The organism is Streptomyces tuirus (genome assembly GCF_014701095.1).
Lineage (GTDB): Bacteria > Actinomycetota > Actinomycetes > Streptomycetales > Streptomycetaceae > Streptomyces > Streptomyces tuirus.
Window position 1 is genome coordinate 1,573,586 of record NZ_AP023439.1, and the last position, 25,075, is coordinate 1,598,660.

Annotated in this window: 27 protein-coding genes; 4 read left to right on the forward strand and 23 right to left on the reverse strand. The window is 71.1% G+C overall.

The window, feature by feature from the left end; all coding sequences use genetic code 11:
* Together IGS69_RS07330 and IGS69_RS07335 are read left to right on the forward strand one after the other, a co-directional pair.
* Positions 1-222 carry a hypothetical protein gene (locus IGS69_RS07330; protein WP_190897833.1) on the forward strand — a complete coding sequence of 74 codons (222 nt, stop codon included), beginning with the start codon at positions 1-3 and terminating at the stop codon, positions 220-222.
* 64 nt (positions 223-286) lie between these two features.
* Positions 287-1,489: a TerD family protein gene (locus IGS69_RS07335; protein ID WP_190904408.1), complete on the forward strand. Its 1,203-nt coding sequence runs from the start codon at positions 287-289 to the stop codon at positions 1,487-1,489.
* 57 nt (positions 1,490-1,546) lie between these two features.
* Here the strand turns inward: IGS69_RS07335 and IGS69_RS07340 are convergent, their stop codons facing one another.
* The 8 genes from IGS69_RS07340 to IGS69_RS07375 all read right to left on the reverse strand — a co-directional run bounded on the left by IGS69_RS07340 (position 1,547) and on the right by IGS69_RS07375 (position 10,826).
* The gene (locus tag IGS69_RS07340) at positions 1,547-2,122 is read right to left on the reverse strand and encodes a TetR/AcrR family transcriptional regulator (protein WP_190897835.1); all 576 of its coding nucleotides are present in this window, start codon (positions 2,120-2,122) and stop codon (positions 1,547-1,549) included.
* A gap of 101 nt (positions 2,123-2,223) precedes the next feature.
* A complete protein-coding gene (locus IGS69_RS07345) occupies positions 2,224-3,261 on the reverse strand; it encodes a LacI family DNA-binding transcriptional regulator (protein ID WP_190897836.1) in 1,038 nt (345 codons plus the stop codon).
* 290 nt (positions 3,262-3,551) lie between these two features.
* Positions 3,552-3,956: a VOC family protein gene (locus IGS69_RS07350; protein ID WP_190897837.1), complete on the reverse strand. Its 405-nt coding sequence runs from the start codon at positions 3,954-3,956 to the stop codon at positions 3,552-3,554.
* A 99-nt stretch (positions 3,957-4,055) separates the two neighbouring features.
* The gene (locus tag IGS69_RS07355) at positions 4,056-5,072 is read right to left on the reverse strand and encodes a 1-aminocyclopropane-1-carboxylate deaminase (protein WP_190897838.1); all 1,017 of its coding nucleotides are present in this window, start codon (positions 5,070-5,072) and stop codon (positions 4,056-4,058) included.
* 49 nt (positions 5,073-5,121) lie between these two features.
* Positions 5,122-5,763 (reverse strand): GntR family transcriptional regulator, encoded by a 642-nt coding sequence (locus tag IGS69_RS07360; RefSeq protein ID WP_190897839.1) that lies wholly within the window; start codon positions 5,761-5,763, stop codon positions 5,122-5,124.
* 112 nt (positions 5,764-5,875) lie between these two features.
* Positions 5,876-7,459: a TROVE domain-containing protein gene (locus tag IGS69_RS07365; RefSeq protein WP_190897840.1), complete on the reverse strand. Its 1,584-nt coding sequence runs from the start codon at positions 7,457-7,459 to the stop codon at positions 5,876-5,878.
* A gap of 343 nt (positions 7,460-7,802) precedes the next feature.
* Positions 7,803-9,251, reverse strand: a complete 1,449-nt coding sequence (locus IGS69_RS07370; RefSeq protein ID WP_190897841.1) for an alkaline phosphatase PhoX — start codon at positions 9,249-9,251, stop codon at positions 7,803-7,805.
* A gap of 153 nt (positions 9,252-9,404) precedes the next feature.
* Entirely contained in the window at positions 9,405-10,826 is a 1,422-nt protein-coding gene (locus tag IGS69_RS07375) for a hypothetical protein (protein ID WP_190897842.1), read from the reverse strand.
* 312 nt (positions 10,827-11,138) lie between these two features.
* Between IGS69_RS07375 and IGS69_RS07380 the strand changes: the two genes are divergently transcribed.
* Positions 11,139-12,968 carry an endonuclease/exonuclease/phosphatase family protein gene (locus IGS69_RS07380; protein WP_190897843.1) on the forward strand — a complete coding sequence of 610 codons (1,830 nt, stop codon included), beginning with the start codon at positions 11,139-11,141 and terminating at the stop codon, positions 12,966-12,968.
* A 47-nt stretch (positions 12,969-13,015) separates the two neighbouring features.
* Here IGS69_RS07380 and IGS69_RS07385 read toward each other — a convergent pair whose 3' ends face one another.
* From IGS69_RS07385 to IGS69_RS07425, 9 genes are all read right to left on the reverse strand, one after another.
* A complete protein-coding gene (locus IGS69_RS07385) occupies positions 13,016-13,696 on the reverse strand; it encodes an antibiotic biosynthesis monooxygenase (RefSeq protein WP_190897844.1) in 681 nt (226 codons plus the stop codon).
* 482 nt (positions 13,697-14,178) lie between these two features.
* Entirely contained in the window at positions 14,179-14,544 is a 366-nt protein-coding gene (locus tag IGS69_RS07390; protein ID WP_190897846.1) for a DUF3618 domain-containing protein, read from the reverse strand.
* Positions 14,541-14,960 (reverse strand): phage holin family protein, encoded by a 420-nt coding sequence (locus IGS69_RS07395; protein ID WP_189589871.1) that lies wholly within the window; start codon positions 14,958-14,960, stop codon positions 14,541-14,543. Before IGS69_RS07395 ends, IGS69_RS07390 begins: the two co-directional genes overlap by 4 nt.
* Positions 14,961-15,106: 146 nt before the next feature.
* Positions 15,107-16,318, reverse strand: coding sequence for a WD40 repeat domain-containing protein (locus IGS69_RS07400; protein WP_190897847.1), 1,212 nt, complete (start codon positions 16,316-16,318; stop codon positions 15,107-15,109).
* The gene (locus tag IGS69_RS07405; protein ID WP_190897848.1) at positions 16,315-16,872 is read right to left on the reverse strand and encodes a SigE family RNA polymerase sigma factor; all 558 of its coding nucleotides are present in this window, start codon (positions 16,870-16,872) and stop codon (positions 16,315-16,317) included. Before IGS69_RS07405 ends, IGS69_RS07400 begins: the two co-directional genes overlap by 4 nt.
* Positions 16,873-17,048: 176 nt before the next feature.
* On the reverse strand, positions 17,049-17,282 hold the full coding sequence (locus IGS69_RS07410) for a hypothetical protein (protein WP_190897849.1): 234 nt from the start codon (positions 17,280-17,282) through the stop codon (positions 17,049-17,051).
* A 105-nt stretch (positions 17,283-17,387) separates the two neighbouring features.
* Complete coding sequence (gene dapD / locus IGS69_RS07415; protein ID WP_190897850.1) at positions 17,388-18,377, reverse strand: 2,3,4,5-tetrahydropyridine-2,6-dicarboxylate N-succinyltransferase; 990 nt, start codon at positions 18,375-18,377, stop codon at positions 17,388-17,390.
* A 346-nt stretch (positions 18,378-18,723) separates the two neighbouring features.
* The gene (locus IGS69_RS07420) at positions 18,724-19,272 is read right to left on the reverse strand and encodes a TetR/AcrR family transcriptional regulator (RefSeq protein ID WP_190897851.1); all 549 of its coding nucleotides are present in this window, start codon (positions 19,270-19,272) and stop codon (positions 18,724-18,726) included.
* A complete protein-coding gene (locus IGS69_RS07425) occupies positions 19,272-19,592 on the reverse strand; it encodes a DMT family transporter (protein ID WP_190897853.1) in 321 nt (106 codons plus the stop codon). The genes IGS69_RS07420 and IGS69_RS07425 overlap by 1 nt, the downstream gene beginning before the upstream one ends.
* Before the next feature lie 180 nt (positions 19,593-19,772).
* Here IGS69_RS07425 and IGS69_RS07430 point away from each other — a divergent pair, with 180 nt between their 5' ends.
* On the forward strand, positions 19,773-20,615 hold the full coding sequence (locus IGS69_RS07430) for an AbfB domain-containing protein (RefSeq protein WP_190897854.1): 843 nt from the start codon (positions 19,773-19,775) through the stop codon (positions 20,613-20,615).
* Positions 20,616-20,673: 58 nt separating this feature from the next.
* On the opposite strand, the gene IGS69_RS07435 is transcribed toward IGS69_RS07430, so the two are convergent.
* From IGS69_RS07435 to sufD, 6 genes are read right to left on the reverse strand one after another with little or no spacing between them, the layout of a single operon-like run.
* Entirely contained in the window at positions 20,674-21,006 is a 333-nt protein-coding gene (locus IGS69_RS07435) for a metal-sulfur cluster assembly factor (RefSeq protein WP_028809645.1), read from the reverse strand.
* Positions 21,003-21,473, reverse strand: a complete 471-nt coding sequence (gene sufU / locus IGS69_RS07440; protein ID WP_190897855.1) for a Fe-S cluster assembly sulfur transfer protein SufU — start codon at positions 21,471-21,473, stop codon at positions 21,003-21,005. Before sufU ends, IGS69_RS07435 begins: the two co-directional genes overlap by 4 nt.
* Before the next feature lie 15 nt (positions 21,474-21,488).
* Positions 21,489-22,760 (reverse strand): cysteine desulfurase, encoded by a 1,272-nt coding sequence (locus IGS69_RS07445; RefSeq protein WP_190897856.1) that lies wholly within the window; start codon positions 22,758-22,760, stop codon positions 21,489-21,491.
* Entirely contained in the window at positions 22,757-23,521 is a 765-nt protein-coding gene (gene sufC, locus IGS69_RS07450) for a Fe-S cluster assembly ATPase SufC (protein WP_190897857.1), read from the reverse strand. Before sufC ends, IGS69_RS07445 begins: the two co-directional genes overlap by 4 nt.
* Before the next feature lie 7 nt (positions 23,522-23,528).
* Positions 23,529-23,846: a non-heme iron oxygenase ferredoxin subunit gene (locus IGS69_RS07455; RefSeq protein ID WP_190897858.1), complete on the reverse strand. Its 318-nt coding sequence runs from the start codon at positions 23,844-23,846 to the stop codon at positions 23,529-23,531.
* Positions 23,843-25,027: a Fe-S cluster assembly protein SufD gene (gene sufD, locus IGS69_RS07460; RefSeq protein WP_190897859.1), complete on the reverse strand. Its 1,185-nt coding sequence runs from the start codon at positions 25,025-25,027 to the stop codon at positions 23,843-23,845. Before sufD ends, IGS69_RS07455 begins: the two co-directional genes overlap by 4 nt.
* Positions 25,028-25,075: the final 48 nt, after the last annotated feature.

The following is a 25,075-nucleotide window of genomic DNA, read 5'->3' on the forward strand; positions in this document are numbered from 1 at the left end:
ATGCCGGGACCTCATGGATTCACCTACGAGCAGCACACGGGCGGCACCGTCCGCATCAGCCACCACGGCCGCCCCGCCACCACCCTGAACGGTCCACGCGCCGCGCGGTTCCTCACCGAGGTCGAGACCTCCGACCCCCAGCTGGTCATGGCCCGCTGGACCGGCAACTACAAGCGCGGCAACGAGCGCACCGCCCGCGATCACCCCCGCAATCGCCGCTGACCCGATTGGCCGCAGGGTAAGGGAACGGCAAAGTCGCCTCGCTCGTTCACCCGGCATGACAGCTATGACCCCCGGCTCGAACATCCCCCTGTCCGCCGCCCGCGTGACGGTGGACGTCGCCGCTCCGGTGCGGCTCGACGTATCGGGCCTGCTGCTCACCGCCGACGGCAAGGTGCGCTCCGACGACGACTTCATCTTCTACAACCAGCCGTCGGGCCCGGGTGTGACGTACCGCTCGGGCGGCGGCAGCGCGCCCGACGCGATCGTGGTCGACACGACGGCCCTCCCTCCCGGCATCGAGAAGATCGTCATCACGGCGAGCCCGGACGCCGCGGGCCAGACCTTCCGCGGCATCGAGCCGACGGCCACGATCCGCAACGCTGACGACAACTCCGTCCTGGCCACGTTCACGCCCCCGCAGCTCGGCGACGAGACGGCGCTGGTCGTTGTGGAGATCTACCAGCGAGGCGGGCAGTGGAAGGCCCGCGCCGTAGGCCAGGGATACGCCAACGGCCTGGCGGGCATCGCCACGGACTTCGGGGTCACGGTGGAGGAACCGGCCGCCGCCGCCCCGCCGCAGCCGGTGACCCCGCCGCCGGCCCCGGTGCAGCCGCCCGCCCCGCCCGTCTCCACCCCCGCCGCGCCCCCGGCCGCCCCGGCCACGCCTCCCCCTCCCGCGCCCGGCGCCGGGAAGATCAACCTCGACAAGGGCCGCGTCAGCCTCCAGAAGAACCAGACGGTCTCCCTGATGAAGGGCGGCCGGCCCCTGCTCTCCCAGGTCCGGATGGGCCTCGGCTGGGAGCCGGCCTACCGCGGCAAGGACATCGACCTGGACGCCTCGGTCATCGCCTACGGGCCGCAGCGCAACCACATCGACAGCTGCTACTTCGGCAAGCTCCAGATCGTGGGCGGCGCCATCCGGCACTCCGGCGACAACCTCACGGGTGAGGGCGGCGGGGACGACGAGACCATCATGGTCGACCTCGGCCGCCTCCCTCAGGAGGTCACGGGCCTGGTCTTCACGGTGAACTCCTTCTCCGGCCAGAAGTTCACCGAGGTCGCCAAGGCCTACTGCCGCCTCCTGGACGGCACGACGGGCGAGGAACTGGTCCGCTTCGACCTCACCTCCGCCGAGCCCCAGACCGGCGTCCTGATGGCCAAGCTCATCCGCCAGTATTCGGGCGAGTGGGAGATGACGGCCATGGGCGACTTCGTGAAGTCCCGCACGGTGAGGGGCATGGTGAAGCCGGCGGCGCAGGCCCTCTGACCCGCCACCGGACTCCGGGGACGCCCCCCTCACCCAGGGGGCGTCCGGCTCACCGCCTCAGCGGCGCCCCGCGCCCAGCCCCTCCATCAGCAGCGTCAGGTACCGCCTCAGGTGCCGGTCCTCCCCGTCCGCCGGTTCCGACGCCGTCGCCATCCCATGAGCCAGCCGCAGCACATCGGCCGGCTCGACGTCCGCCCGCAGCGTGCCCTCTTCCTGTGCCGCCCGGACCAGCCGCCCGGCCGCGCCCTTCACCGAGTCGCCGCAGGCGGTGGCCACGACCGTGCCGCTCCCGGTGACGACCGGGCCGAGCAGGGCCTTCAGACCGCGCATCCGGATCAGCCCGGCGCCGAGTTCGTACAGCCACTCCCAGAGCGCCTCGCCCGGCGGCAGTTCCTCCGCCAGCACATCGGCCCGGGCCGCGATCGCCTCGACACGCTCCAGATACGCGGCCTCCAGCAGTGCCTGCCGGGTCGGGAAGTGCCGGTACAGGGTGCCGGAGCCGACCCCGGCACGCTTGGCGATGTCGTCCAGCGAGGCGCCCTCCCCGTGCTCGGCGAAGGCCTCCGCGGCGACCGTCAGCAACCGCTCGTGGTTGCGCCGGGCATCCGCCCGCATGGGCCTGACCTGCACCACGCGACCTCTCCTCACGAACCGGGGACTTTCTCCGCACTCTACCGAGCCGGCACGTGGCACCCGGCGGGTCAGAAAGCCGCTGTCAAGGGAATCCGCCTCGATCAGGCGGAGTCCCGCACCACTAGTTCGGGCGTCACCCACGCGTCCGCGCCCCGCAGCGGCTCCTCACCATCGCGCAGCCGGGCCACCTGCTCCACGGCCAGCCGTCCCAGCTGCCGCTTGTCGATGTGCAGGGTGGTCAGGGCGGGTTCGACGAGCTCACCCAGCGAGAGGCCGTCGAAGCCCAGCACGGCCAGATCCTCTGGAACCCTCCGGCCACGCCGTCGGCCGGCACGCATCGCCCCGACCGCGATCAGGTCGTTGAAGCCGAAGACCGCGGTGGCCTCCGGCCGCTGCGCCAGCAGCCGCTCCGTGCCCGCCTCGCCACCGGCCACGCTGTGCTCCGGGCACACCACGACCCAGTCCTCGTCGACCGGCAGACCGAGCCGCCGCGCCTGCTCCAGGAAGGCCTGCCGACGCGGTCCGGGGCCGTGCACCCCGTCCAGCATGCCGATCCTGCGGTGCCCGGCGCGGAACAGATGCTCCATGCCCCGCTCGACACCGGACGCGGCGTCGATGCCCACGGCCGCGAACCGTGTTTGCTGCGGCCCACGCTCCAGCAGCACCAGCGGCACGCCCCCGAGATGCCGGATCAGCACGTCGTCCGGATCCCTGAAGTAGCCCACGACCGCGTCCGCCTGGTGGGAGAGCACGTCGAGCGCCTCCCGCTCCCTGGCCTCGTCGATCCGGGAGTCCCACACGACGACCTGCCAGCCACGCTGCTCGGCCGCCTCCAGCACTCCGGCGGCCACCTCGGGGAAGAACGGATTGCGCAGGTCCGGGATGACCAGACCGGCCGTCACCGCGCCCTTCTGGACGAGCCCGCGCGCGAACCGGCTGGGCCGGTAGTCCAGGAGCCGTGCCGCCTCAAGAACCCGCTCCTTGGTGCCGGGGTCGATCTCACCCTTGTCGTTGACCGCCCGCGAGACCGTCTGCCGCGACACCCCGGCGAGCCGTGCGACGTCGTGGATCGTGGCCCGCCGCCGCGCACCGTCGGACCGCTCGGCTCCCGACTCCGCAGGCTGATTGTCCGTCCGCACGCCCAGCACTGTATCCGCCCCCGAAGCCCGCCCGGCAAAGGAAGCCGGACGCCCTCCGCCACGGACGCCACCGCGTTCCCGCACCCGCGGACGGCGAGAAGGGGCCGTGTCGGGGGGTGTCCGCCCGCAGCGGTTGGCGCGTCAACGGACAGTCAGTCGGTATGAAGGTCCATCGCGCCGTTCCGAGGACGGACACCCCCCGGCGCGGCCCCGACCCACCCCCACGCGAAGGCGAAACGAACGCGGCCGCACCCGGGGCCACCACCCCGGCCCGGCCTCCACCACCCCCGTCACTCACCGAGCTCGGTGAACAGCGTCAACTGAAGCGCACCCGGCGCCTCCAGCCGGGAGTTCAGCGAGTTCCAGGGAGTGCGTGTCGGCTCGGCCACGACCTCCGCTCCCGCGGCGGCCAGTTTCGCCGTCATGGCGACGGAGTCGTCCACCTGGAAGGCGACCCGGACGTGCCCGGCCACCCGCCGCCCCACCTCGACCTCGTCGATGAACACGGCGTGGTTCGGGTCGGTCAGCTCCAGGGTCGCCCGCCCGGCGTCGAGGATCGTGACCCGCCCGTCCTCCGAGGCGAACGCGCCCTGCTCGGTCAGGCCGAGCACATCCCGGTAGAAGTGCAGCGCGGCGTCGTAGTCCTCGGCGGTCACGACCAGGCGGAGTTCGCGGACGGCGGGCTGATCGGACATGGCGGCTCCTCAGGACGTCGATTGACCGCCACAACCCGACGCCCCGCCGGATGATTCCCCAACACCCCGACACCCCAACACCCCGCCCCCCCCCGCCGGTCAGAACAGCGCGCTGTACGCGTTCAGCGCCGGCTGCCCACCCAGATGCGCATAGAGCACCGTGGCATCGGAGCCGATCTCCCCCCTCGACACCAGGTCGATCATCCCGGCCATGGACTTGCCCTCGTAGACGGGGTCGGTGACCATCCCCTCCGTCCGGGCGGCGAGCCGCATCGCCGCCAGGGTCGTCTCGTCGGGGACGCCGTAGACACCCGCGTGGTACCGCTCGTCGAGTTCGACATCGGCCTCGGTCAGCTCACGCTTCACGCCGATGAGCCGCCCGGTGCGGTCGGCGATACGGGCGATCTGACCGCGCGTCGCGGCCGGCTTCGCCGAGGCGTCGATGCCGAGCACGCGCCGGCCCCGCCCGCCCGCCTCCTCCAGCGCGGCGAACCCGGCGACCATGCCGGCCTGGGTCGACCCGGTCACCGAGCACACCACGACGGTGTCGAAGAAGACGCCCAGCTCCCGCTCCTGCTCGGCCACCTCGTACGCCCACCCGGCGAAGCCGAGTCCGCCGAGCGGATGGTCGGAGGCCCCGGCCGGGATGGCGTACGGCTTCCCGCCGCCCTCCTCGACCTCCCTCAGCGCCCGCTCCCAGCTCTCCTTGAAGCCGATGCCGAACCCGGCCTCGACCAGTCGCACATCCGCCCCGGCCAGCCGGCTGATCAGGATGTTGCCGACCTTGTCGTACACGGCGTCGGGCCAGTCCACCCAGCTCTCCTGCACGAGCACGCACTTGAGCCCGGCCCGGGCGGCGACGGCCGCCACCTGGCGGGTGTGGTTGGACTGCACGCCCCCGATGGACACAAGGGTGTCGCACCCCTGGGCGAGCGCGTCGGCGACCAGGTACTCCAGTTTGCGGGTCTTGTTGCCACCGTACGCCACACCGGAGTTGCAGTCCTCGCGCTTGGCCCAGAGGGAGGCACCGCCGAGATGCGCGGTGAGCCGCTCCAGGGGGTGCACGGGCGAGGGCCCGAAGAGCAGGGGGTAACGCTCGTACGAGGAAAGGGACATGGTTCCTCCGGGGTCGGTCTCGATCGACGCCGGCCGGTGGGGGCCGGCCTCAGTCCGCGAGCTCCTCCAGGCCTCGCCAGATCTCCGCCGTGACATGGACCGCCCCGTCCACGTCACCGGCCGCACAGGCCTCGATCAGCCGCTCGTGCAACCCGGCCGAACGGCAGCTGCCGCCCTCGCCGAAGCGCTGTCGCTCCAGGCGGCGGATGAGCGGGGTGTAGCGCGCGACGGTCGCGGCGGCGGCGCGGTTGCCGCTCACCCGGACGAGCACGTCGTGCAGTTCGTCGTCGGCCCGCAGCGCCGCGTCCACGTCTCCGGCGGACACGGCGGCGGAGAACCGCTCGTTGGCGGCGCGCATCACCGTGAGGTCGGCGGCTCCCAGCCGGGGCACGGCAACCCTCGTCACGAGCTCGTGCAGGGCGCCGACCACGGCGGCGGCGTCCCGGACGTCGGAAGCCACCAGCGGGGTCACCCGGGTGTAGCTCTGCGGCTTGCTCTCCAGCAGCCCCTCGTCCACCAGCCGGGAGAACGCGTCGCGCACCGGCGCCCGGGACAGCCCGAGCCGCTCCGCGAGCTCGGCGTCCCGCACCACCGCGCCGGGATCGATCTCCCCGGCCACGATGGCGTCCCTGATCGCCTCGTACGCACGGTCCCTGAGCAGGGTCCGGGGCACGGGCCGGATGCTCTCCACAAACTGAAATGTTAGATGTCAGCGCGGCCCTTCAACAAGGGCCGCGCACAGGACGGCACACAGAACCGTGGCCCGCACTCCCCACGCGGTGCGGGCCACGGCCTGTCGCTCCTCAGGCCACCCAGGGCCAGTCGGCGTCCCGGGAGGCCTCGATCAGCGGAACCATCCGGAACGCGGCGTCCGAGAGCCCCCCGAACGTGTGCCGGTTGCCCGTACCCGACGGGCCGTGGCCCGCCCGGTACCCGGCGAGGTTCCAGGTGTAGACCGGCACGTCGGCGGGGATCTGCTCGGTCGGGTCGCCCCGGTGGTGGTGCGTGTACTGCTCGTCGGTGACGATCAGCACCCGGTCGTGCTTCTTGTAGTGCCGGCGCACCGCCTCCGTGGTGTCGGTGCCGCCCAGGTCGCCGAAGCGGTCGAGGATCTTCAGCACCGACTCGCCCCGGCGGAACGTCACGCGGTCGCTCGTCGAGCCGAACTCGACCAGGTCCGCGCGCTCCGCCCGCAGCGCGAGCGCCGTGCCGAAGATCGCCGCCGCGTCGGCTCGGTTGAGCTCCGAGCGGTCGGACAGCCGCGACCAGAACATCGAGCCCGAGCGGTCCACGAGCACCAGCGTCCGGCCGGGCAGCGCCGGCACGTTGGCCAGCGAGTGCCCGAGGGCTCGCTCCAGCGCGTACGACCAGCGCAGTGACGGCGCGTGCTGGTACGCGGCGAGGTAGCGGAAGGGGAACTGCCGCGAGCGCGCGACCTCCGCCGGGTCGCTGATCAGCGCGGCGACCCGCTCGGCCACCTCGTCCGAGACCCCGGCCTCGTCGAAGTTCCGCAGGTTGCGCACGAGCGCCATGGTCCCCATGGAGGGGATCACGGCCTCCCAGGCAGCCTTGTCCATCGGCCCCTGGAGCCAGCCCGCCAGCGCCTCCCAGGTCATCCCGGCCTCGGCCAGCCGCTCGGCACCGCCCTCGGCGGTCACGACCGCGCGCCTGTCGTCCACGGGCAGCGCCATCAGCTCGCGGTGCGCGGTGAGCACGTGGTCGGACGCGGGCGGCACGGCGGTGTCCGGGTGATGGCGGCGGTCGAGGGCGTACCGGAACAGCTCGCCCTGCCACGGCTTGGCCGGGTCGGGGGCCGCGTGCACGAGGTTGAGGATGTCGCCGAAGCGGTAGCCCTTGGAGGCGGTGTCGTACTTCAGGAGCGCCTTGCCGTGGTACAGGCGGCGCACGGCGTCGGCGACACCGCGCTTGACCGGCTTGGGCACATTGCGGCCGTACATCGCGGTCCAGTACGCGAGCAGTTCGCCGGGCTCGTCGGGCCGCTGGAGGACTGAGGCGACGACCTGCCGGTTGGACGGACCGTCGGTCGCGCCGACGTCCAGACGGGCCTTGACGTACTCCGCGGCTCCGACGACCGAGGCCGTGCGGAGATTGCCGGCCCCACGCAGCCAGCCGAGCAGTCCGGCCGTCCACTCCGGGTCGGTGACGGCGAGTGAGCGCACGAGGCGCTGGAACCGGTCGTCGCGGTCGGTGCCGGTCTCGTAGAAGGTCTGCTGGGAGACGAAGTGGGAGAGGGCGAGCAGGAAGAGCTCGGAGCGGGCGTCCCGCTCCCGGCCGCGGCCGCCCTCGTAGGTGCGCAGCACACGGCCGGTGGACGTCACGCGCGAGACGGGACGCGCGCGGGCTGCCTTGGAATTGAATCGCGCCATGGTGAATTCCCCCGAATTCATTCGCATTTCGGGGGAGACGCTGCATGCGGAAAAGAGGTGGGTGCCCGAGGTCAGAAGTCGGCGACGGACTCATTCAGATGCTCTACCCAATTGAGCTACAGCGACCCGAAGTCGCTGACGGGATTCGAACCCGCAACTCTCCGATCCCAGGAAGTAACCGTTGCCTTCGCACCGGGCACCCACCACATGCTGCGCCTCCCGAGATCAAGTCGGCAGCGGCGTCGGATTCTTTGGAAGAGAAGTAGCCGCTGCCATCGCACCGGGAGGTGCGTGACGTTGTGATCTCACTGTAGGAGGCCCAGCTCGGGAATCGCGACCGAATTTATGACCGCTTCTGGCGCTTCCAGGGGCCGGTGATGGCGAGCATGATGCCGGGCGTCTGGATGTTGGCGTAGAGGGTCCGGCCGTCGGGCGAGAAGGTGACGCCGGTGAACTCGCTGTATTCCGGCTCCTCTTCGGTGCCGATGTTCAGCTCGTTGCGGGCGATCGGGTACGTGCGTCCGCTGTCGGTGGCGCCGAACAGATGCTGCACGCCTTCGCCGTCCTCGGCGATGACGAGACCGCCGTACGGGGAGACGGTGATGTTGTCCGGACCGTCGAACGCACCGTCCTTCGACGGGTCGGGGTTCACTCCGAGCAGGACCTTGAGCGTCAGCGTGCGGCGCTTGGGGTCGTAGAACCAGACCTGGCCGTCGTGCTGGACGGGGCTTTCCTCACGGGCGTAGGAGGAGACGATGTAGGCGCCGCCGTCGCCCCACCACATGCCCTCCAGCTTGCGGGCGCGGGTGACCTCGTCGTCCTTGAACTGCTTGCGCACGGGCGTGGTGCGGGCGTCGCGGTCGGGGACGTCCACCCAGTCGACGCCGTAGACGGTGCCGGTCCTCGTGGCACGGGACAGGTCGTCGACGAACTGGCCGCCGGAGTCGAAGCACTTGGGGGCCTGGAGCACGCCGGCGTCGTCGGCGAGCTGCCGGAACTTCCCGGGGCCGTACTCGAAGCCGCGGGGCGGGGTCCAGCGGAAGAAGAGGCCGTTGGGGCCGGCGGCGTCCTCGGTGAGGTAGGCGTGGCCGCGCTTGGGGTCGATGACGACGGCCTCGTGGTCGTAGCGGCCGAAGAACTTCAGCGGCTTGGGACCGCGGTTGGCGCGCCGGTCGCACGGATCGACCTCGAACACATAGCCGTGGTCCTTGGTCATGCCGTTGACGCCGGCCTTGTCGGAGTTCTCCTCGCAGGTGAGCCAGGTGCCCCAGGGGGTGGCGCCGCCCGCGCAGTTGGTGGAGGTGCCGGCGATGCCCACCCACTCGGCGACGCGTCCGTCGGGCCGCACCTCGACGACGGTGCAGCCGCCGGCGGCCGCGGGGTCGTAGACGAGGCCCTCGGTGAGCGGCACCGGGTGCTCCCACTTGGCGCGCGGGCCCTTCAGCTCGTGGTTGTTGACGAGCAGGGTGGTGCCGCGGGGGCCGTCGAAGGCGGCGGTGCCGTCGTGGTTGGACGGCGTGGACTCGCCGGACTCCAGTGTGGTCCGGCCGCTGTACGTGATGACCCGGTACGCGAAACCGGCGGGCAGGGCGAGGATCCCCTGGGGGTCCGGGACGAGCGGCCCGTAGCCGACTCCGTGCCGGGCGTCCGCCGCCCGGTCCCCCGCGCTGCCGGTGTCGTCGGAGGCGAGGGCGTTCGGCGCGGTGGCGAGGGCTCCGACACTGCCCGCCAGCGCGACACCGGCACCGGTGATCGCGGAGTTTCTGGCGAAGTCCCTACGGGTGAGCGACATGGTGTCTCCTGTGACGGTGAGAATGCCGTGGGAGGTGGCGGACCTCGTTCGGCGAAACCGTCCCGCTCATCCGTGAACGCCGGTTGAACAACACCCTGGAGGCGCGGGGAACTGCGCGATAAGCCACGACGGCGCCGCACCCGTCCCCCGAGCTCAGCCGCCCTGCTGCGACCGGGCCTTGAACGCCGCCTTCCGCGCTTCCTTGGCCACCTTCTTGTCGGGGTGCAACCGCCCCATGGCCTCCAGCACATCGGCGGTCGCCGGGTGATCGACCCGCCACACGGCCTCGAAAAACCCACCGTGCTGCTGCGCGAGCCCCTGCACCAAGGCCCGCAGCTCCTCGGAATTCCCTTCCGCGGCGAGCTGCGCGGCCACCGTGTCGATGGTCAGCCAGTACACCATCGCCTCGGACGGCGCGGGCACGTCCGCGGCGCCGTTCTCGGTCAGCCACACCCGTGCGAGCCCGCCCAGTTCGGCGTCGTCGAGCACCTCGCGCAGCGCGGGCTCGGCCGACGCTCCGACGAGGGACAGGGCCTGCTGGCAGCGCAGCCGCCGCAGCGGCGCCCCGGCATCCGAACCCCGGGCGGCGCCCAGCAACTCCCGCGCCGCGGCCAGCGGTTCGCGCCGCTGGAGCCATTTCTCGGTCTCGGCCTGTGCGGCTCCGGGCGGGTACTCCGCCGTGCCGTCGAGCAGCGCGTCGGCGCCCTTGTCGGCGAGGTCTCCGACGGCCGGCGCCTCGTACCCGGCCTCCATCAGCCGGGCGCGCATGCCGTAGAGCCCGAGCGGGGTGAGCCGGACCATGCCGTAGCGGGAGACGTCGGTGTCGTCGACGGGCGCCGCGGGCTCCTCGTCGGCGTCGGTCATGAGCGCCTCGTCGACCGGCTGGTACGCGACGAACCCCACCGGCTCCAGCATCCGGAACTGGTCGTCCAGCCGCATCATGGCGTCGGACACCTGCTCCAGGACGTCGTTGGTGGGCTCGCCCATGTCGCTGGGCACGATCACCGAGGCGGCCAGCGCCGGCAGCGGCACGGGGGCGCCGCCCAGCGTGTCCTCGCCGGCGGTCAGCAGATAGAGGTTGCCGAGGACGCCGTCGAGGAACTCGGCCTCGGCCTCGGGGTCCCAGTCGAGGGAGGAGAGGTCGACCTCGCCGTCCTCGTCCACGAGCCCGTCCAGGTCGGGCACGGTCGCGTCGGCGAGCACGGTCTCCAGGGCGGCGAGCCACACGGCGAGCACGTCCTGCGGGGAGCCACCGGTGAGCAGGGCCAGGTCCTCACCGGCCGTCACGGTGCCTTCCTCCTCGTCGAGGACCTCGACGAGACCGGCGTCCACCGCGACCCGCCACGCCTCGCTCGCGTCGGCGGCGGCGTCGTCCCCGCTCAGTCCGAGTGCCTCGACGGCCGCGGGCAGTTGCTCGTCGACGAGCCCGCCCCCGGCGTCGACACGGGTGTCGGGCCGCCCGGCCCAGCGGGCGAGCCGGGCGGCCCGGGACAGCAACGGCGTGGACAGGGCGTCGCGCGCCAGCTCCGCTTCGGGGTGCAGCCGCACCGGCGGCAGGGGGGAGCTGTCTGACATCGGCTGTTTCTCCTAGGGCGCCTCATACGACTCAGCCGCTCAGCCTAGACGGATTTCGACGCATGCCGCCCACTTCATCTCCCCGTCGGCTGCCGTACATGGCCGAAACCTTGACAAGTGACATGAACAGGCTGGAGATTGACGCGCGTAGAAGTCGGCGGACACTTGTTCACCGGCCCGGCCCCACCAGGTCCACCCGTCCCCTCCTTCTACGCGCGTCACCGCATCCGCCCCACAGGTAGCGACAGCCAGTCATTCCACACGTGTCCGCCCTCGTCCCGGCGCTCTGTCACGTCCCCGGAGGGAATCCCGTTGCCGAGCAAGTCGTCCGCGCGTCTCGCCGCGCTCACCGTCGCCGCCGCGTGTTCCGCGGCATCCACGATCGTCCTCACCAGCCCCGCGCACGCGGAGTCGGTCCGCATCCACGACATCCAGGGCAGCACCCGGATGTCCCCGTACGCCGGTCAGCAGGTGACGGACGTGGCCGGAATCGTCACCGGCATCCGGACCTACGGCTCGTCCCGCGGCTTCTGGATCCAGGACCCGAACGCGGACGCCGACCCGGCGACCAGCGAGGGCGTCTTCGTCTTCACCAGCTCGGCCCCGAAGGGCGTCGCCGTCGGTGACTCCGTCACGGTCGCCGGCACGGTCTCGGAGTACGTCCCCGGCGGCGCCGCCTCCGGCAACCAGTCGCTGACGGAGATCACCAAGCCGACGACCACGGTCGTCTCCAGCGGCAACGCGCTCCCCGCCGCCACGGCGATCACCTCGCGCTCGGTCCCCGCCGCCTACGCGCCCGCCGGCGACACCGCCGCGAACGGCTCGGTCAACGCGCTCCCCCTGAAGCCCTCGCAGTACGCCCTGGACTACTACGAGGCGCTGGAGGGCATGTCGGTGCAGGTCACCGACACCCGCGTCGTCGGCGCCACCGACCCGTACACCGAGCTCTGGGTGACGGTGAAGCCGCACGAGAACCGCACCCGCCACGGCGGCACGGTCTACGGCTCCTACGACGACCAGAACTCGGGCCGCCTCCAGATCCAGTCCCTCGGCGCGTCGGCGGAGTTCCCCAAGGCGAACGTGGGCGACACCCTCGCCGGCACCACAGCGGGCCCCCTGGACTACAACCAGTTCGGCGGCTACACCCTGGTCGCGAGCGAACTCGGCACCCTGAAGAGCGCGGGCCTGGAGCGCGAGACGACCCGCAAGCAGCGCTCCTCCGAACTCGCGGTCGCCACCTACAACGTCGAGAACCTCGACCCGGCCGACGACACGTTCGCCGCCCACGCCTCCGCGATCGTGCACAACCTGAAGTCGCCCGACATCGTGTCCCTGGAGGAGATCCAGGACAACAACGGCGCGAAGAACGACGGCACGGTCGCCGCCGACCAGACGCTGACCAAGCTGATCGACGCTATCGTCGCGGCCGGCGGCCCGAAGTACGACTGGCGCTCGATAGACCCGGCGAACAACACCGACGGCGGCGAGCCCGGCGGCAACATCCGCCAGGCCTTCCTGTTCAACCCGGAGCGGGTCTCCTTCACGGATCGCCCCGGCGGCGACGCCACCACGGCCACCGGCGTGACGAAGATCCGCGGCAAGGCCCACCTCACCCTCAGCCCCGGCCGCATCGCCCCCGCCGACGAGGCCTGGAAGAGCAGCCGCAAGCCGCTGGCCGGCGAGTTCGTCTTCCGCGGCCGCACGGTCTTCGTGATCGCCAACCACTTCAACTCCAAGGGCGGCGACCAGGGCCTGACCTCCCAGTACCAGCCGCCGTCCCGCAGCTCCGAGACGCAGCGCCACCAGCAGGCCACCCTGGTGAACGCCTTCGTCAAGGACATCCTCGACACCCAGAAGAACGCGGACGTCATCACCCTGGGCGACATCAACGACTTCGAGTTCTCGAAGACCGCGCAGCTCCTGGAGGGCCGCGGCGAACTCTGGTCGGCGATCAAGTCGCTCCCCCGCAGCGAGCGCTACTCGTACGTCTACCAGGGCAACAGCCAGGTCCTCGACCAGATCCTGATCAGCCCGTCGATCCGCCGCGACTGCGACTTCGAGTACGACAGCGTGCACGTCAACGCGGAGTTCAACGACCAGATCAGCGACCACGACCCGCAGGTCCTGCGCTTCCGCCCGTAACACCCGTCACAGGCCGGCCGGGCGCAACCCGGCCGGCCCACCCATGCTCACCCCGGCACCAGCCCCAGAGCATGCTCGTACCGACTGCCCACGCTCCCCTTCAGGCCCGGATACGCCCGCACCCGCTCCCACATCTCACTCGCCGGCGCGGCCAGAGCCCGGTCGTAGTCGTCGGCGCTCGCCCACTCCGCGTAGTTCAGCACGTGTCCGCCGTCCGTACTCAGATGGAAATGCGCGGACACCAGCCCCACGTGCCCCTCCGGGTCCTCGTCCAGAGCCTTCACGACGAGATCGACCCACTCTTCCCGGCGCTCTTCACCATCGAAGTCGACCCGCACGGTCACGATCAACCCGGGCACCCTCGCATCTCCCACGGCGCGCTCCCGGCTCCGGTACCGCCGGTACCGCCCCAGCCCCACCCGCTCGATACCCGGTACGGCGGTGTCGATCTCGTCGACGCGTTCCTGCCGGTGGGCCTTCACGAACGACTCGTAGGCGTGCTCGCCGGTCCACTGCGAGTAGTGCATCAGGGTGGACCCGTCGTGCCCCGCGTACACGTGATACCCCAGCAGATCCCTGGCGGGCCAGGGCCGCCGCTCCCAGGTACTCCCGATGGCCTCCACCGTCCGCCGCTGCCGCTCGGGGGTGCCCACCCGCCATGTACTGAAGAAGGGAGCACCGACACGGGGGTCGGTGAGGTCGGGGTGCTGATCGGTTCGACGGCTCATGAACACTCCAGTCGTAGCGCCGGTCGCGAACACACCCCACCTTCCAACCTCGACCAAGCTTGAGGTCAAGGGGGCAGTGCGCGACTCGGCGCCGAAGCCGGAGCCGGGTGGGTCCGCGACCGGGCGTCTCGGGGTGCTCGGCGTCGGTGCTGAGGCCGGGTGGGTCCGCGACCGCGCGTCTCGGGGTGCTCGGCGTCGGTGCTGAGGCCGGGTGGGTCCGCAACCCGGCGTAGCGGGGTGCCGCTGCGCCCACCCGTGCCGCCCTTAGCGGCACGCATGCCCGCAGCTAGGCCGGACGCTCCCGCACCCGCGTACGGCGAGAAGGGGCCGTGTCGGGGGGTGTCCGCCCGCAGCGGTTGGCGCGTCAACGGGGAGTTAGTCGGTACGCAACCCCATCGCGCCGTTCCGAGGACGGACACCCCCCGGCGCGGCCCCGACCCACCCCCCACGCGAAGGCGAAACGAACGCGCACACCCACCACCTCAGCGATGCCCGTGCGCATGCCTCCACCGCATCACCCCGACGGCCACCACGGCCCCCGCCGCCCCAGCCACCAGCACCGGCCTGGGATGCCGCATCCCGGCCTGGACCACGGTCCGCACCGGCCGGGGCCCCGCATGCGTCGCCCTGTCGTGCACGGAGTGCCCCGCCTGAGCAGCACTGCTCCGCAACTGCACCGTCATCGCCCCGGCCTTGTCCCGCAGATCAGCCGCCCGCGCCCGTGCACGCCCCTTCACATCCGCCTTCCCCGCCAACTCCTCCACCGTGTCGCCCAGTTCACGACGGGTCCGCTCGATCTGCCGCCGCAGCTCGTCCGGACCCTTCGCCCCACCCATCGCGTCCGTCATCGATGCGCCCTTTCCTTGATCTCCTCCACGTCCGCCCTGACACTCCCGAGAGCCTGCTCAGGCGTAGGCGGCGTGGCCCGCCGCAACTGCGCCCGCCCGGTCGCCGCCAGTACGGCCGCGATCACGAACAGCACCCCCGTCACGATCAGCGCCGCGGCCCACACCGGCAGCACCAGCGACAGCGCCGCGACACCCGCACCGGACAGAACGAGCAACCCGGCGTACGCGACGGCGCCCGCCGCCCCGAGCAGCCCTCCGCCGCGCCCCGCACGCCGCCCCTTCTCGGCCAGCTCCTCCTTGGCGAGTGCCACTTCCTGCCGCATGAGCGTGGAGAGCTGCTCCGTGGCCTGCCCGACGAGCTCACCCACGGAGCGGCGCTCGTCGTGCACGGCCCGATGATCGATGGTCCCGGTCACGGTTCCGCCTCCTCCCGAAGTCAGGACCACCCGAGTACCCGGACGGCCCCGCGGCTACTCCAGCGGAGACGACTGCCCGCACCTCGCGCCAATCATGAAGCAACACTTACCAGGAAGCGGCACAAAAGTTAAGTACAGCTACACGATCACCTCTCCACGAACACCGGCTCCCACCGCCCCTTGGTGTTGTCCTTGGGCGACCGGAAGTCGCTGAGCGGGATCGTCTTCTCCCCGCCGATGGTCACCAGGACCAGCCGCTGGTGGTACTCGTTCCCGTCCCGCCCGATGTCCCAGGCGACGAGCGAGTGCCCGTCCGCCCAGGCGAGCAGCTGCTGCCCGCGCACCTCCCGCTGCTTCCCGGTGCGGGCGTCGAGGACGAAGGACGACGTCTTCCACTTCCGCCCCGCGAACTGACCGGCGACCAGCTGCCCGTCGGGCGACACCCCCGCGTCCACGGACCAGTCCCGGTACCGTTCCAGCGCGGGCGCGGAAACCTCCCTGCCGGTGAAGTCGTAGAACTTCTCGCCGGGTTCGGTGGGCATCCCGGACCAGGCGAGACGGCCGTCGCGGGTGAACGAGAAGTCCTGGCGGGAGTTGAGGAACGCGTCGGGGTCGTCCGCGCCCCCGCCGACCTCCACCCCGGCCCAGGAACTGCTTCCCGAGGCCACGTCGATGACGTGGAACCCGGTCCGGTCCGACGCCATGAACGGGGCGTCCCAGTCCTGCGACCCCTCGATCTTGACCCGGCGGTCGGGGTTCTCGCTGTACGTCGTCGCGACGAGCTTCCTGCCGTCGGTGGAGAACTCCACCCCCGCCACCGGCCGGTCGACCGGGATCCACCGCTTGACCTGACCGCTCGCCAGGTCGAGCAGCCCGATGCGCGGGACGGGCAGGTTCCGCTCCAGCACGGCGGCCGTCCTCATGCCGGGGGCGACCGCGACATAGGACCACCGGTCGTCCTCGGCGTACTTCTTCGTGCCGGGGTTCAGCAGCCAGTACGTACGCTCCGAGACGGCACGGTCGGCGGACTGCTCGACGGTCCTGGTGGTGTAGTACGCGGCGAGCGCCACCCGCCCGGCCGCGATGAGGTCCCGCGGCGGCGACTGGTCCGGGTGGGGCGTCACGCTGGTCTGCCGCACACCGCCCGAGGGGCGTACGTCCTGCTTGCCGGAGTCCAGCACCGGCACGGCCACGGCGACGGCGATCACGGCGGCGGCCGTGGCCGCGACGGAAGCGATCCGCCGGCTGCGGCGGCGCCGGCGAACGGCCAGCACCCGGTCGGCGAAGCCGGGGGCCGCGGGCGGCTGCCCGTCGGCCTGGTCGCGCAGTGCGTCACGCACGAGTTCGTCGACGTTCACGGACGCACCTCCATGGGCGAGTAGTCACGGGAGGGCCGCTGTTCGTCGGCGGCCGGGCCGAGGGCGGCCAGCTCGGGTGCGAGGGCACGCAGCCGGGCGAGGGAACGGTGGGTGGCGGACCGTACGGTGCCGACGGAGCAGCCCAGGATGCGGGCCACCTCGCCCTCGGGCAGATCCTCGAAGTAGCGCAGCACGAGCACGGTGCGCTGCCGCGCGGTCAGCCTGGCCAGCGCGCCACGCATCACCAGCCGCAGCTCGGCGGCGCCGGAGGTGTCCGGGGCGGTGCCGGTCTCCGGTGGTTCGGCGACGCTCAGTTCACGCCTGCGCCACTTCAGCCGCCAGCGGCTGACCTGCTGGCGGTAGAGGACCTGCCGGACGTAGGCCTCGGGTTCGTCGATGCGGTGCCAGCGGCCCGCCGCCTTGATCAGGGCGTTCTGGAGCAGGTCCTCACCCGCGTGCCGGTCGCCGCCGCTCAGCAGGACGGCGGTCTTCAGCAGCGCGGACGACCTGTTCGCCACGAACTCCCGGAAACTCTCCTGTGCTTCGGCATCCATCGTCACCTTCGCTCTCCCCCGGGGGCGAACCCTTCGCTCACCCCCCGTACTTCCTGTGACGCGTGCGGGTGCGCTCCGCTATGCCACCTACGCGAAGAAAACGGGGACGGCCCGTGTCGCAGACATCTGCGAGACACGGGCCGTCCCCGTCCGTACAAGGCCGAAGCCCTCTGTCTTCAGTTCCAGGCGTATCCGTCCCCGAAGAGCAGCGTGTGCTCCAGGACGTCCTCCGCCGGGTCGTCGATCTGACCGACGTTGACGTTGATCAGACCGACCCGGTGGCCGTTGTGCGAGTCCTTGTTGGTCTCGTCGGCCTGCGCGGCGCCCGCGGGCAGCCAGCACACCACGATCCCCGCGACGGCCCCCGCCACCCAGCGACGCACCACGCCCCGCCCCCGCTCGTTCCCCATGCCCCGGTCCTCGTTTCATCGGTTCGGCTTCTGATCGGACCCTGCGTCCACCCGTTCATCTGCCAAAACCACCACGAGGTCACGCGGGGTACCTCGTACGGGGCGTCAGTTGTGGCTGTGCAGGATCTCGTTCAGCCCGCCCCACACCGCGTTGTTCGGCCGGGCCTCGACCGTGCCGGTGACCGAGTTGCGGCGGAAGAGGATGTTGGAGGCTCCGGACAGCTCGCGGGCCTTGACGATCTGGCCGTCGGGCATGGTGACGCGGGTGCCGGCGGTGACGTAGAGGCCGGCCTCGACGACGCACTCGTCGCCGAGGGCGATGCCGACGCCCGCCTCGGCGCCGATCAGGCAGCGCTCGCCGATGGAGATGATGACGTTGCCGCCGCCGGAGAGGGTGCCCATCGTGGAGGCGCCGCCGCCGATGTCCGAGCCGTCGCCGATCACGACACCGGCGGAGATGCGGCCCTCGACCATCGAGGTGCCGAGGGTGCCGGCATTGAAGTTGACGAAGCCCTCGTGCATGACGGTGGTGCCCTCGGCGAGGTGGGCGCCGAGGCGGACCCGGTCGGCGTCGGCGATCCGGACGCCCTTGGGGGCCACATAGTCGGTCATGCGCGGGAACTTGTCCACGGAGGTCACCTGGAGGTGCAGGCCCTCGGCGCGGGCGTTGAGCCGCACCTTCTCCAGGTCGTCGACGGCGACGGGGCCGAGCGAGGTCCAGGCGACGTTGGCGAGGAAGCCGAAGATGCCGTCCAGGTTCTGCCCGTGCGGCTTGACCAGGCGGTGGGAGAGCAGGTGCAGGCGCAGGTAGGCGTCGTGCGCGTCGATCGGCTTCTCGTCCAGCGAGGCGATGACCGTGCGGACCGCGACCACCTCAACGCCCCGGCGGGCGTCCGGGCCGATCGCCGCGGTCGCGCCGCCGCCGAGCAGCTCCGCGGCACGCTCGGCGGACAGCCGCTCGGTGCCGGACGGGCCGGGCTGTTCGGCCAGCTCGGGCGCGGGGAACCAGGTGTCGAGAACGGTGCCGTCGGCGGCGATCGTGGCGAGGCCGGCGGCCACCGCGCCGGTGGTGCGAGGAGCAGTCGTGTCGGTCATGAGGGCAACCTAACCGGCGGACGCCGGTGGATGCGAACCGGTGCGGGGGCGTCTCACGGGACGGGCGGTATCCGCGCCCGCGAAGACCCCCTCAACAGCACGGACGCGCAGCTCGGACACACGGCTCGGCCGCACGCCGAGAACACCACCCCCACGCGCGCCCTCACCGGACCCACGGACGCCCCGCTGGGCCGAAGCCCCCGGAACACCGCCTGCGGCGCACCCCACCGCAGTGCCTCACCCCACCGCAGCCGCACCCGCAAGCACCCGCCCCAGCCACACCCCACCGCACCCGCAGCAGACACCCCAGGCACACCCCACCGCCCCCGCAACGAACACCCCAGCCTCACCCCACCGCCCCCGCAAGCACCCGCCCCAGCACCTCCCGCGCGTACTCCTCGTCATACGGCACCCCTGTCAGCAGCACCTGCAGACAGATGCCGTCGATGACCGCCACCAGCGCCCGCGCGGTCAGCGGATCCGTGTGCCGGGACAGCAACTGGGCGACGCCGTCGGCCCACTCGGCGGCGACGGGCCGCAGGGCGGGCCGGCGCAGGGCGGCGAGGTACAGCTCGTGCTCCAGCTCCACCCCCGTCCGGTCGCCCGCGAGCCACTCCCCCATCCACGCGGCTAGTTCGGCGGCCAGATCGGTGCGCGGGTCCTCCAGACCGCCGCGCGAGGCGATCACCTTGGCGAAGCCCTCGTTGGCCTGCCGCAACGCGGCGACCAGCAGCTCGTCGAGGGTCTTGAAGTGGTACGTCGTCGAGCCGAGCGGCACATCGGCCTCGGCGGCGGCGCTGCGGTGGCTCAGACCGGCGATCCCCTTCGCCCCGACGACCCGGATCGCCGCGTCGATGATCCGCTGACGCCGCTCGGGGTCGTAACGCCGGGCCATCAGTGGGCTCCGCCCAGGTTCAGCACCACGACCCCGACGATGATCAGCGCGATGCCGGCGGCCTTGGTGACGGTCATGCCCTCGCCCAGGAAGGCGATCCCGATCGTGGCGATGGCGGCGGTGCCGACTCCGGCCCAGATGGCGTAGGCCGTGCCGACGGAGACGGTCTTCAGGGTCTGCGCCAGCAGCGCGAAGGAGACGATGTAGCCGAGGATCGTGAGCAGCGACGGTCCGAGCCTGCTGAAGCCGTCGCTGTACTTCATGGCGGTGGTCGCACCCACTTCGGCGGCTATGGCCCCGGCCAGCAGCAGATATCCCATGCGTACGAGCGTACACAACGCGTGTACACCCGTACACAACGCGACTCCGGGCACCGGAGAGAAACCGCTCTCACAAAACCGGCCACAGCCGCCCCACGTGTCCACTACGGTGTCACCGATCACACACCGGGCCACCACAACTGCGCCGCCGTCAAGGGTGCCCCGCCGGAGGAACCGCGCATGTCAGAAAGCAAGTCCCGGCCGCCACAGGACCGGCCCTGGGAGAGCGGCTGGGCCCCGGACACCACCCGGGCACCGGGGACGCGACGGCTCTGGCTGGCGGGCACACTGGCCCTGGCCACGATCACCGCGTGCGTCACGGCCATCACGGTGATGGAGAGCGAGTCCGGCGAGCCGGAATCCCGGGCGGCGGAGCCGACCACCCTGAGCGGTTCGGCCCCGGGCGGCCTGATCTCCTTCGCGACCCCCTCCCAGGACGGCACGGAGAAGCCGGGCGCGGACCGCGCCGAGACCTCCCCCGCCCCCAGCACTTCGAGCACCTCCCCGAGCCCGGCCACGCCAACGCCGACGCCGGGGAAGAAGGCCCCGAAGCCGCCGAAGGCGTCCCCGGCCCCCTCGAAGCAGCCGAAGCCCCCGTCCTCGCACGGCATTTCCATACGCTCGGTCAACTTCCCCGACCGCTACTGGCGGGTGCGCGACGGCTCCGTGCGCCTGGACCGGCTCGGCTCGAGCTCCGAGCAGCGCGAGGACGCCACCTTCCAGCGCGTCGCCGGACTCGCCGACTCCTCCTGCTACTCCTTCACCACCGCGGACGGCCGCTATCTGCGCCACCCCAGCTTCGTCCTGGTCGCCAACCCGAACGACGGCTCGTCCCTCTTCCGCAAGGACGCCACGTTCTGCCCCCGCTACCGGCCCGCGTCCGGCACGCTCACGCTGGAGTCGGTCAACTACCCGGGCCGCTTCCTGCGCCACCGCGACTTCCAGCTCCGCCTGGACCCCTATGAGAACAGCCGGCTGTACCGCTCGGACTCGGCGTTCCAGCTGGTGGCCGAGCTGGACTGAGCACATGCGTGAGGGCGGCACCCGGACCGGGTGCCGCCCTCATGCGCGTCAGTGGATCTCAGACGTTGAACCCGAGAGCCCGCAGCTGCTCGCGTCCGTCGTCCGTGATCTTGTCGGGGCCCCACGGCGGCATCCAGACCCAGTTGATCCGCAGCTCGCTCACGAGGCCGTCGGTGGCGGACTTCGCCTGGTCCTCGATGACGTCCGTCAGCGGGCAGGCCGCCGACGTCAGGGTCATGTCGAGCGTCGCGATGTTCGCGTCGTCGATGTGGATGCCGTAGATCAGGCCGAGGTTGACGACGTCGATGCCCAGCTCGGGGTCGACGACGTCGTACAGCGCCTCACGGACCTCCTCCTCGGAGGCCGGCTTCATCTCAACGGTCTCGCTCATGCCGTCGTCTCCTTCTCGGCGTCGGCTCCGCCCAGGACCTGGGCCGTCGCGTCCTTCCAGGCCATCCAGCTCAGCAGGGCGCACTTCACCCGGGCCGGGTACTTGGACACCCCGGCGAACGCGACCGCGTCCTCCAGGATGTCCTCCATCGCGTCGTCGGGTTCGAGCTTCCCCTTGGACTGCATCAGCTCCAGGAAGGTCTCCTGGATCTTCTGCGCGTCGGAGAGGTCCTTGCCGACGAGGAGTTCGTTCAGTACGGACGCGCTCGCCTGGCTGATGGAACAGCCCTGGCCCTCGTACGAGACGTCCTCGATCGTGGTGCCGTCGTACTTCACGCGCAGTGTGATCTCGTCACCGCACGTCGGGTTGACGTGGTGCACCTCGGCGTCGCCATCCCGCAAGCCCCGCCCGTGCGGGTTCTTGTAGTGGTCCAGGATGACTTCCTGGTACATGGAGTCCAGTTTCACCGTTTAGCACGCCCCTCAGCCGAAGAAGTTCCGTACGTGCTCCAGGCCGTCGACCAGTGCGTCGATCTCGGCCGGCGTGGAGTACAGATAGAACGACGCTCGCGTGGTCGCAGGAATTCCGTAGCGGAGGCAGACCGGCCGTGCGCAGTGGTGGCCGACCCGGACCGCGATGCCCTGCTCGTCGAGCACCTGGCCCACGTCGTGGGGGTGGATGTCGCCGAGGGTGAAGGAGATCGCCGCGCCGCGTTCCTCGGCCGTGGTCGGGCCGATGATGCGCAGGTCGGGGACCTCCAGCAGCCGCTTCACCGCGTACTCGGTGAGTGCGTGCTCGTGGGCGAGGATCTTGTCCATGCCGATCGAGCTGAGGTAGTCGATCGCCGCGCCGAGTCCGACCGCCTGGGCGATCGGGGGCGTGCCCGCCTCGAACTTGTGGGGCGCCGGGGCGTAGGTCGAGGAGTGCATCGACACCGTCTCGATCATCTCGCCGCCGCCGAGGAACGGAGGCAGGTCCTCCAGCAGCTCCTGGCGGCCCCAGAGGACGCCGATGCCGGTCGGGGCGCACATCTTGTGGCCGGTGAAGGCCACGAAGTCGGCCTGCAGGGCCTGCACGTCCAGCGGCATGTGCGGCGCGGCCTGGGAGGCGTCGATGCACACCAGCGCACCGACCTCCTGGGCGCGGCGCACGATCGCCTCGACCGGGTTCTGGGTGCCGAGGATGTTGGAGACCAGCACGAAGGAGACGATCTTCGTCTTCTCGGTGATGACCTCCTCGATGTTCGACAGGTCCAGGCGGCCGTCGTCGGTGAGGCCGAACCACTTCAGCTTCGCGCCCGTGCGCTGCGCGAGCAGCTGCCACGGGACGATGTTGGAGTGGTGCTCCATCTCCGTGATGACGATCTCGGTCTCGGAGTCCACGCGGTAGGGCTCATCGGCCCAGCCCAGCATGTTCGCCACGAGGTTGAGCGACTCCGAGGCGTTCTTGGTGAAGATCACCTCGTCGCGGCTCGGCGCGTTGATGAACTCCGCGACCTTGTCGCGCGCGCCCTCGTACAGCGCCGTGGCCTCCTCGGCGAGCACATGCACACCGCGGTGGACGTTGGCGTTGTAGCGCTCGTAGTACTCGCTCAGGGCGTCCAGCACCTGGCGCGGCTTCTGGCTGGTCGCCGCGTTGTCCAGGTACACGAGCTTCCGGCCTTCGTGGACCTGGCGGTCCAGGATGGGGAAGTCCTTGCGGATCGCCTCGCCAAGAAGATTGGACTCAGTGAGGAGGCCCGGCAGCTGTGTCACGCGGATGCGCCGCCCTTCGCGTATGCCTCGTAGCCCTCGTTCTCCAGCTTGTCGGCGAGCTCGGCGCCGCCGGACTCGACGATCCGGCCGCCGGAGAAGACGTGCACGTGGTCGGGCTTGATGTAGCGCAGGATGCGCGTGTAGTGCGTGATCAGCAGCGTGCCGACCTCGCCCGTCTCGCGGACGCGGTTCACGCCCTCGGACACGACGCGCAGGGCGTCGACGTCGAGGCCGGAGTCGGTCTCGTCGAGGATCGCGATCTTCGGCTTGAGGAGCTCCAGCTGGAGGATCTCGTGGCGCTTCTTCTCACCGCCGGAGAAGCCCTCGTTGACGTTGCGCTCGGCGAAGGACGGGTCCATGTTGAGGCGCTCCATGGCCTCCTTGACCTCCTTGACCCAGGTGCGCAGCTTGGGGGCCTCGCCGCGGATGGCGGTGGCGGAGGTGCGCAGGAAGTTCGACACGGAGACACCCGGCACCTCGACCGGGTACTGCATCGCGAGGAACAGGCCGGCGCGGGCGCGCTCGTCGACGGACATCTCCAGGACGTCCTCGCCGTCGAGGGTGACGGTGCCGCCGGTGATCGTGTACTTGGGGTGACCCGCGAGGGAGTAGGCGAGGGTCGACTTGCCGGAGCCGTTGGGGCCCATGATGGCGTGCGTCTCACCCTGCTTCACGGTGAGGTCGACGCCCTTGAGGATCTCCTTCGTGGCGTTGTCGGCCTCGACGGTGACGTGCAGGTCTCGGATTTCAAGCGTTGCCATGGGTGCCTCAGGACTCCTGGGTGAGGGAGACGAGCACGTCGTCCCCTTCGATCTTTACGGGGTATACGGGGACGGGGCGCGTCGCCGGGAGGGCGTCGGGCTTGCCGGAGCGGAGGTCGAAGCGCGAGCCGTGCAGCCAGCACTCGATGTGGCAGTCGTCGACCTCGCCCTCCGAGAGGGAGACGTTCGCGTGCGAGCAGATGTCGTTGATCGCGAACACCTCGCCCCCGGTGAGCACGACGGAGACCGGCGTGCCGTCGAGTTCCACCCGTTTCGGGGTGTCCTCCTCCAGCTCACTCAGTCCGCAGGCGCGTCGGAACGTCATGCGACCGCCGCCTCCAGCTCCTCCTCGATCTTGGCGATCAGGCGCTCCTCGATGTCCGGGACGCCGATCTGCTGGACGAGTTCGGCGAAGAAGCCGCGGACCACCAGACGGCGGGCGTCCTGCTCGGGGATGCCGCGGGCCATCAGGTAGAAGAGCTGCTCGTCGTCGAAGCGGCCGGTCGCGGAGGCGTGGCCGGCGCCGACGATCTCACCGGTCTCGATCTCCAGGTTGGGCACGGAGTCGACGCGGGCGCCGTCGGTGAGGACCAGGTTGCGGTTCATCTCGTAGGTGTCGGTGCCCTCGGCCTTGGCCTCGATGAGGACGTCACCGATCCACACGGCGTGCGCGTCGTCGCCCTGGAGCGCGCCCTTGTAGGCGACGTTCGACTTGCAGTGCGGGACGTTGTGGTCGACGAGGAGACGGTGCTCCTGGTGCTGGCCGGCGTCGGTGAAGTACAGGCCGAAGAGTTCGGCCTCGCCGCCGGGGCCGGCGTAGACGACGCGCGGGTGGAGCCGGACGACGTCGCCGCCGAAGGTGACGACGACCGACTTGAAGGAGGCGTCGCGGCCGACGAGGGCGTTGTGCTGGCCCACGTGGACGGCCTTGTCGTCCCAGTCCTGGACGGAGACGACGGTCAGCTTGGCACCGTCGCCGAGCAGGTACTCGACGTTGGCGGCGAGCACCGCGTCACCGGTGTGGTCGATGACCACCACGGCCTCGGCGAAGGCGCCCAGCTCGATCACCTGGTGGCCGAAGGCGGTGCCGCCCTCGCCGTGCACCGCGATGCGGATGGGCTCGGTGAGGACGGTCTCCTTGGGGACGGTCACGACCGAGGCCTTCTCGAACGCCGAATAGGCCTGGGCGGCGACGCGGTCCACCGGGGTGCCGGCCTTGCCGAGTCGCGCGTCGTCGCGGCCGACGGCCTCGACGGTGACGCCCTCGGGGGCCTGGACGTCGACCTTCACGCCGTTGCCGTTCGCGACGGCGGTGCCGTCGTGCAGGCCGCGCAGGCGCTCCAGCGGGGTGAACCGCCACTCCTCCTCACGGCCGTGCGGGACGGGGAAGTCCGCCACGTCGAAGGAGGGGGGCGCGCTCATGCGCGTGGCGACGGTCGACTCCGCGGCGACCGCGATCGAGCCCGCGGTGGTGGATCCCACGGGGATATTCTGGGCCTCAGCCATGGCTGTCGTAGTGCTCTCTTTCCTGAGGGGGACGTCTTGCTGTCGAGG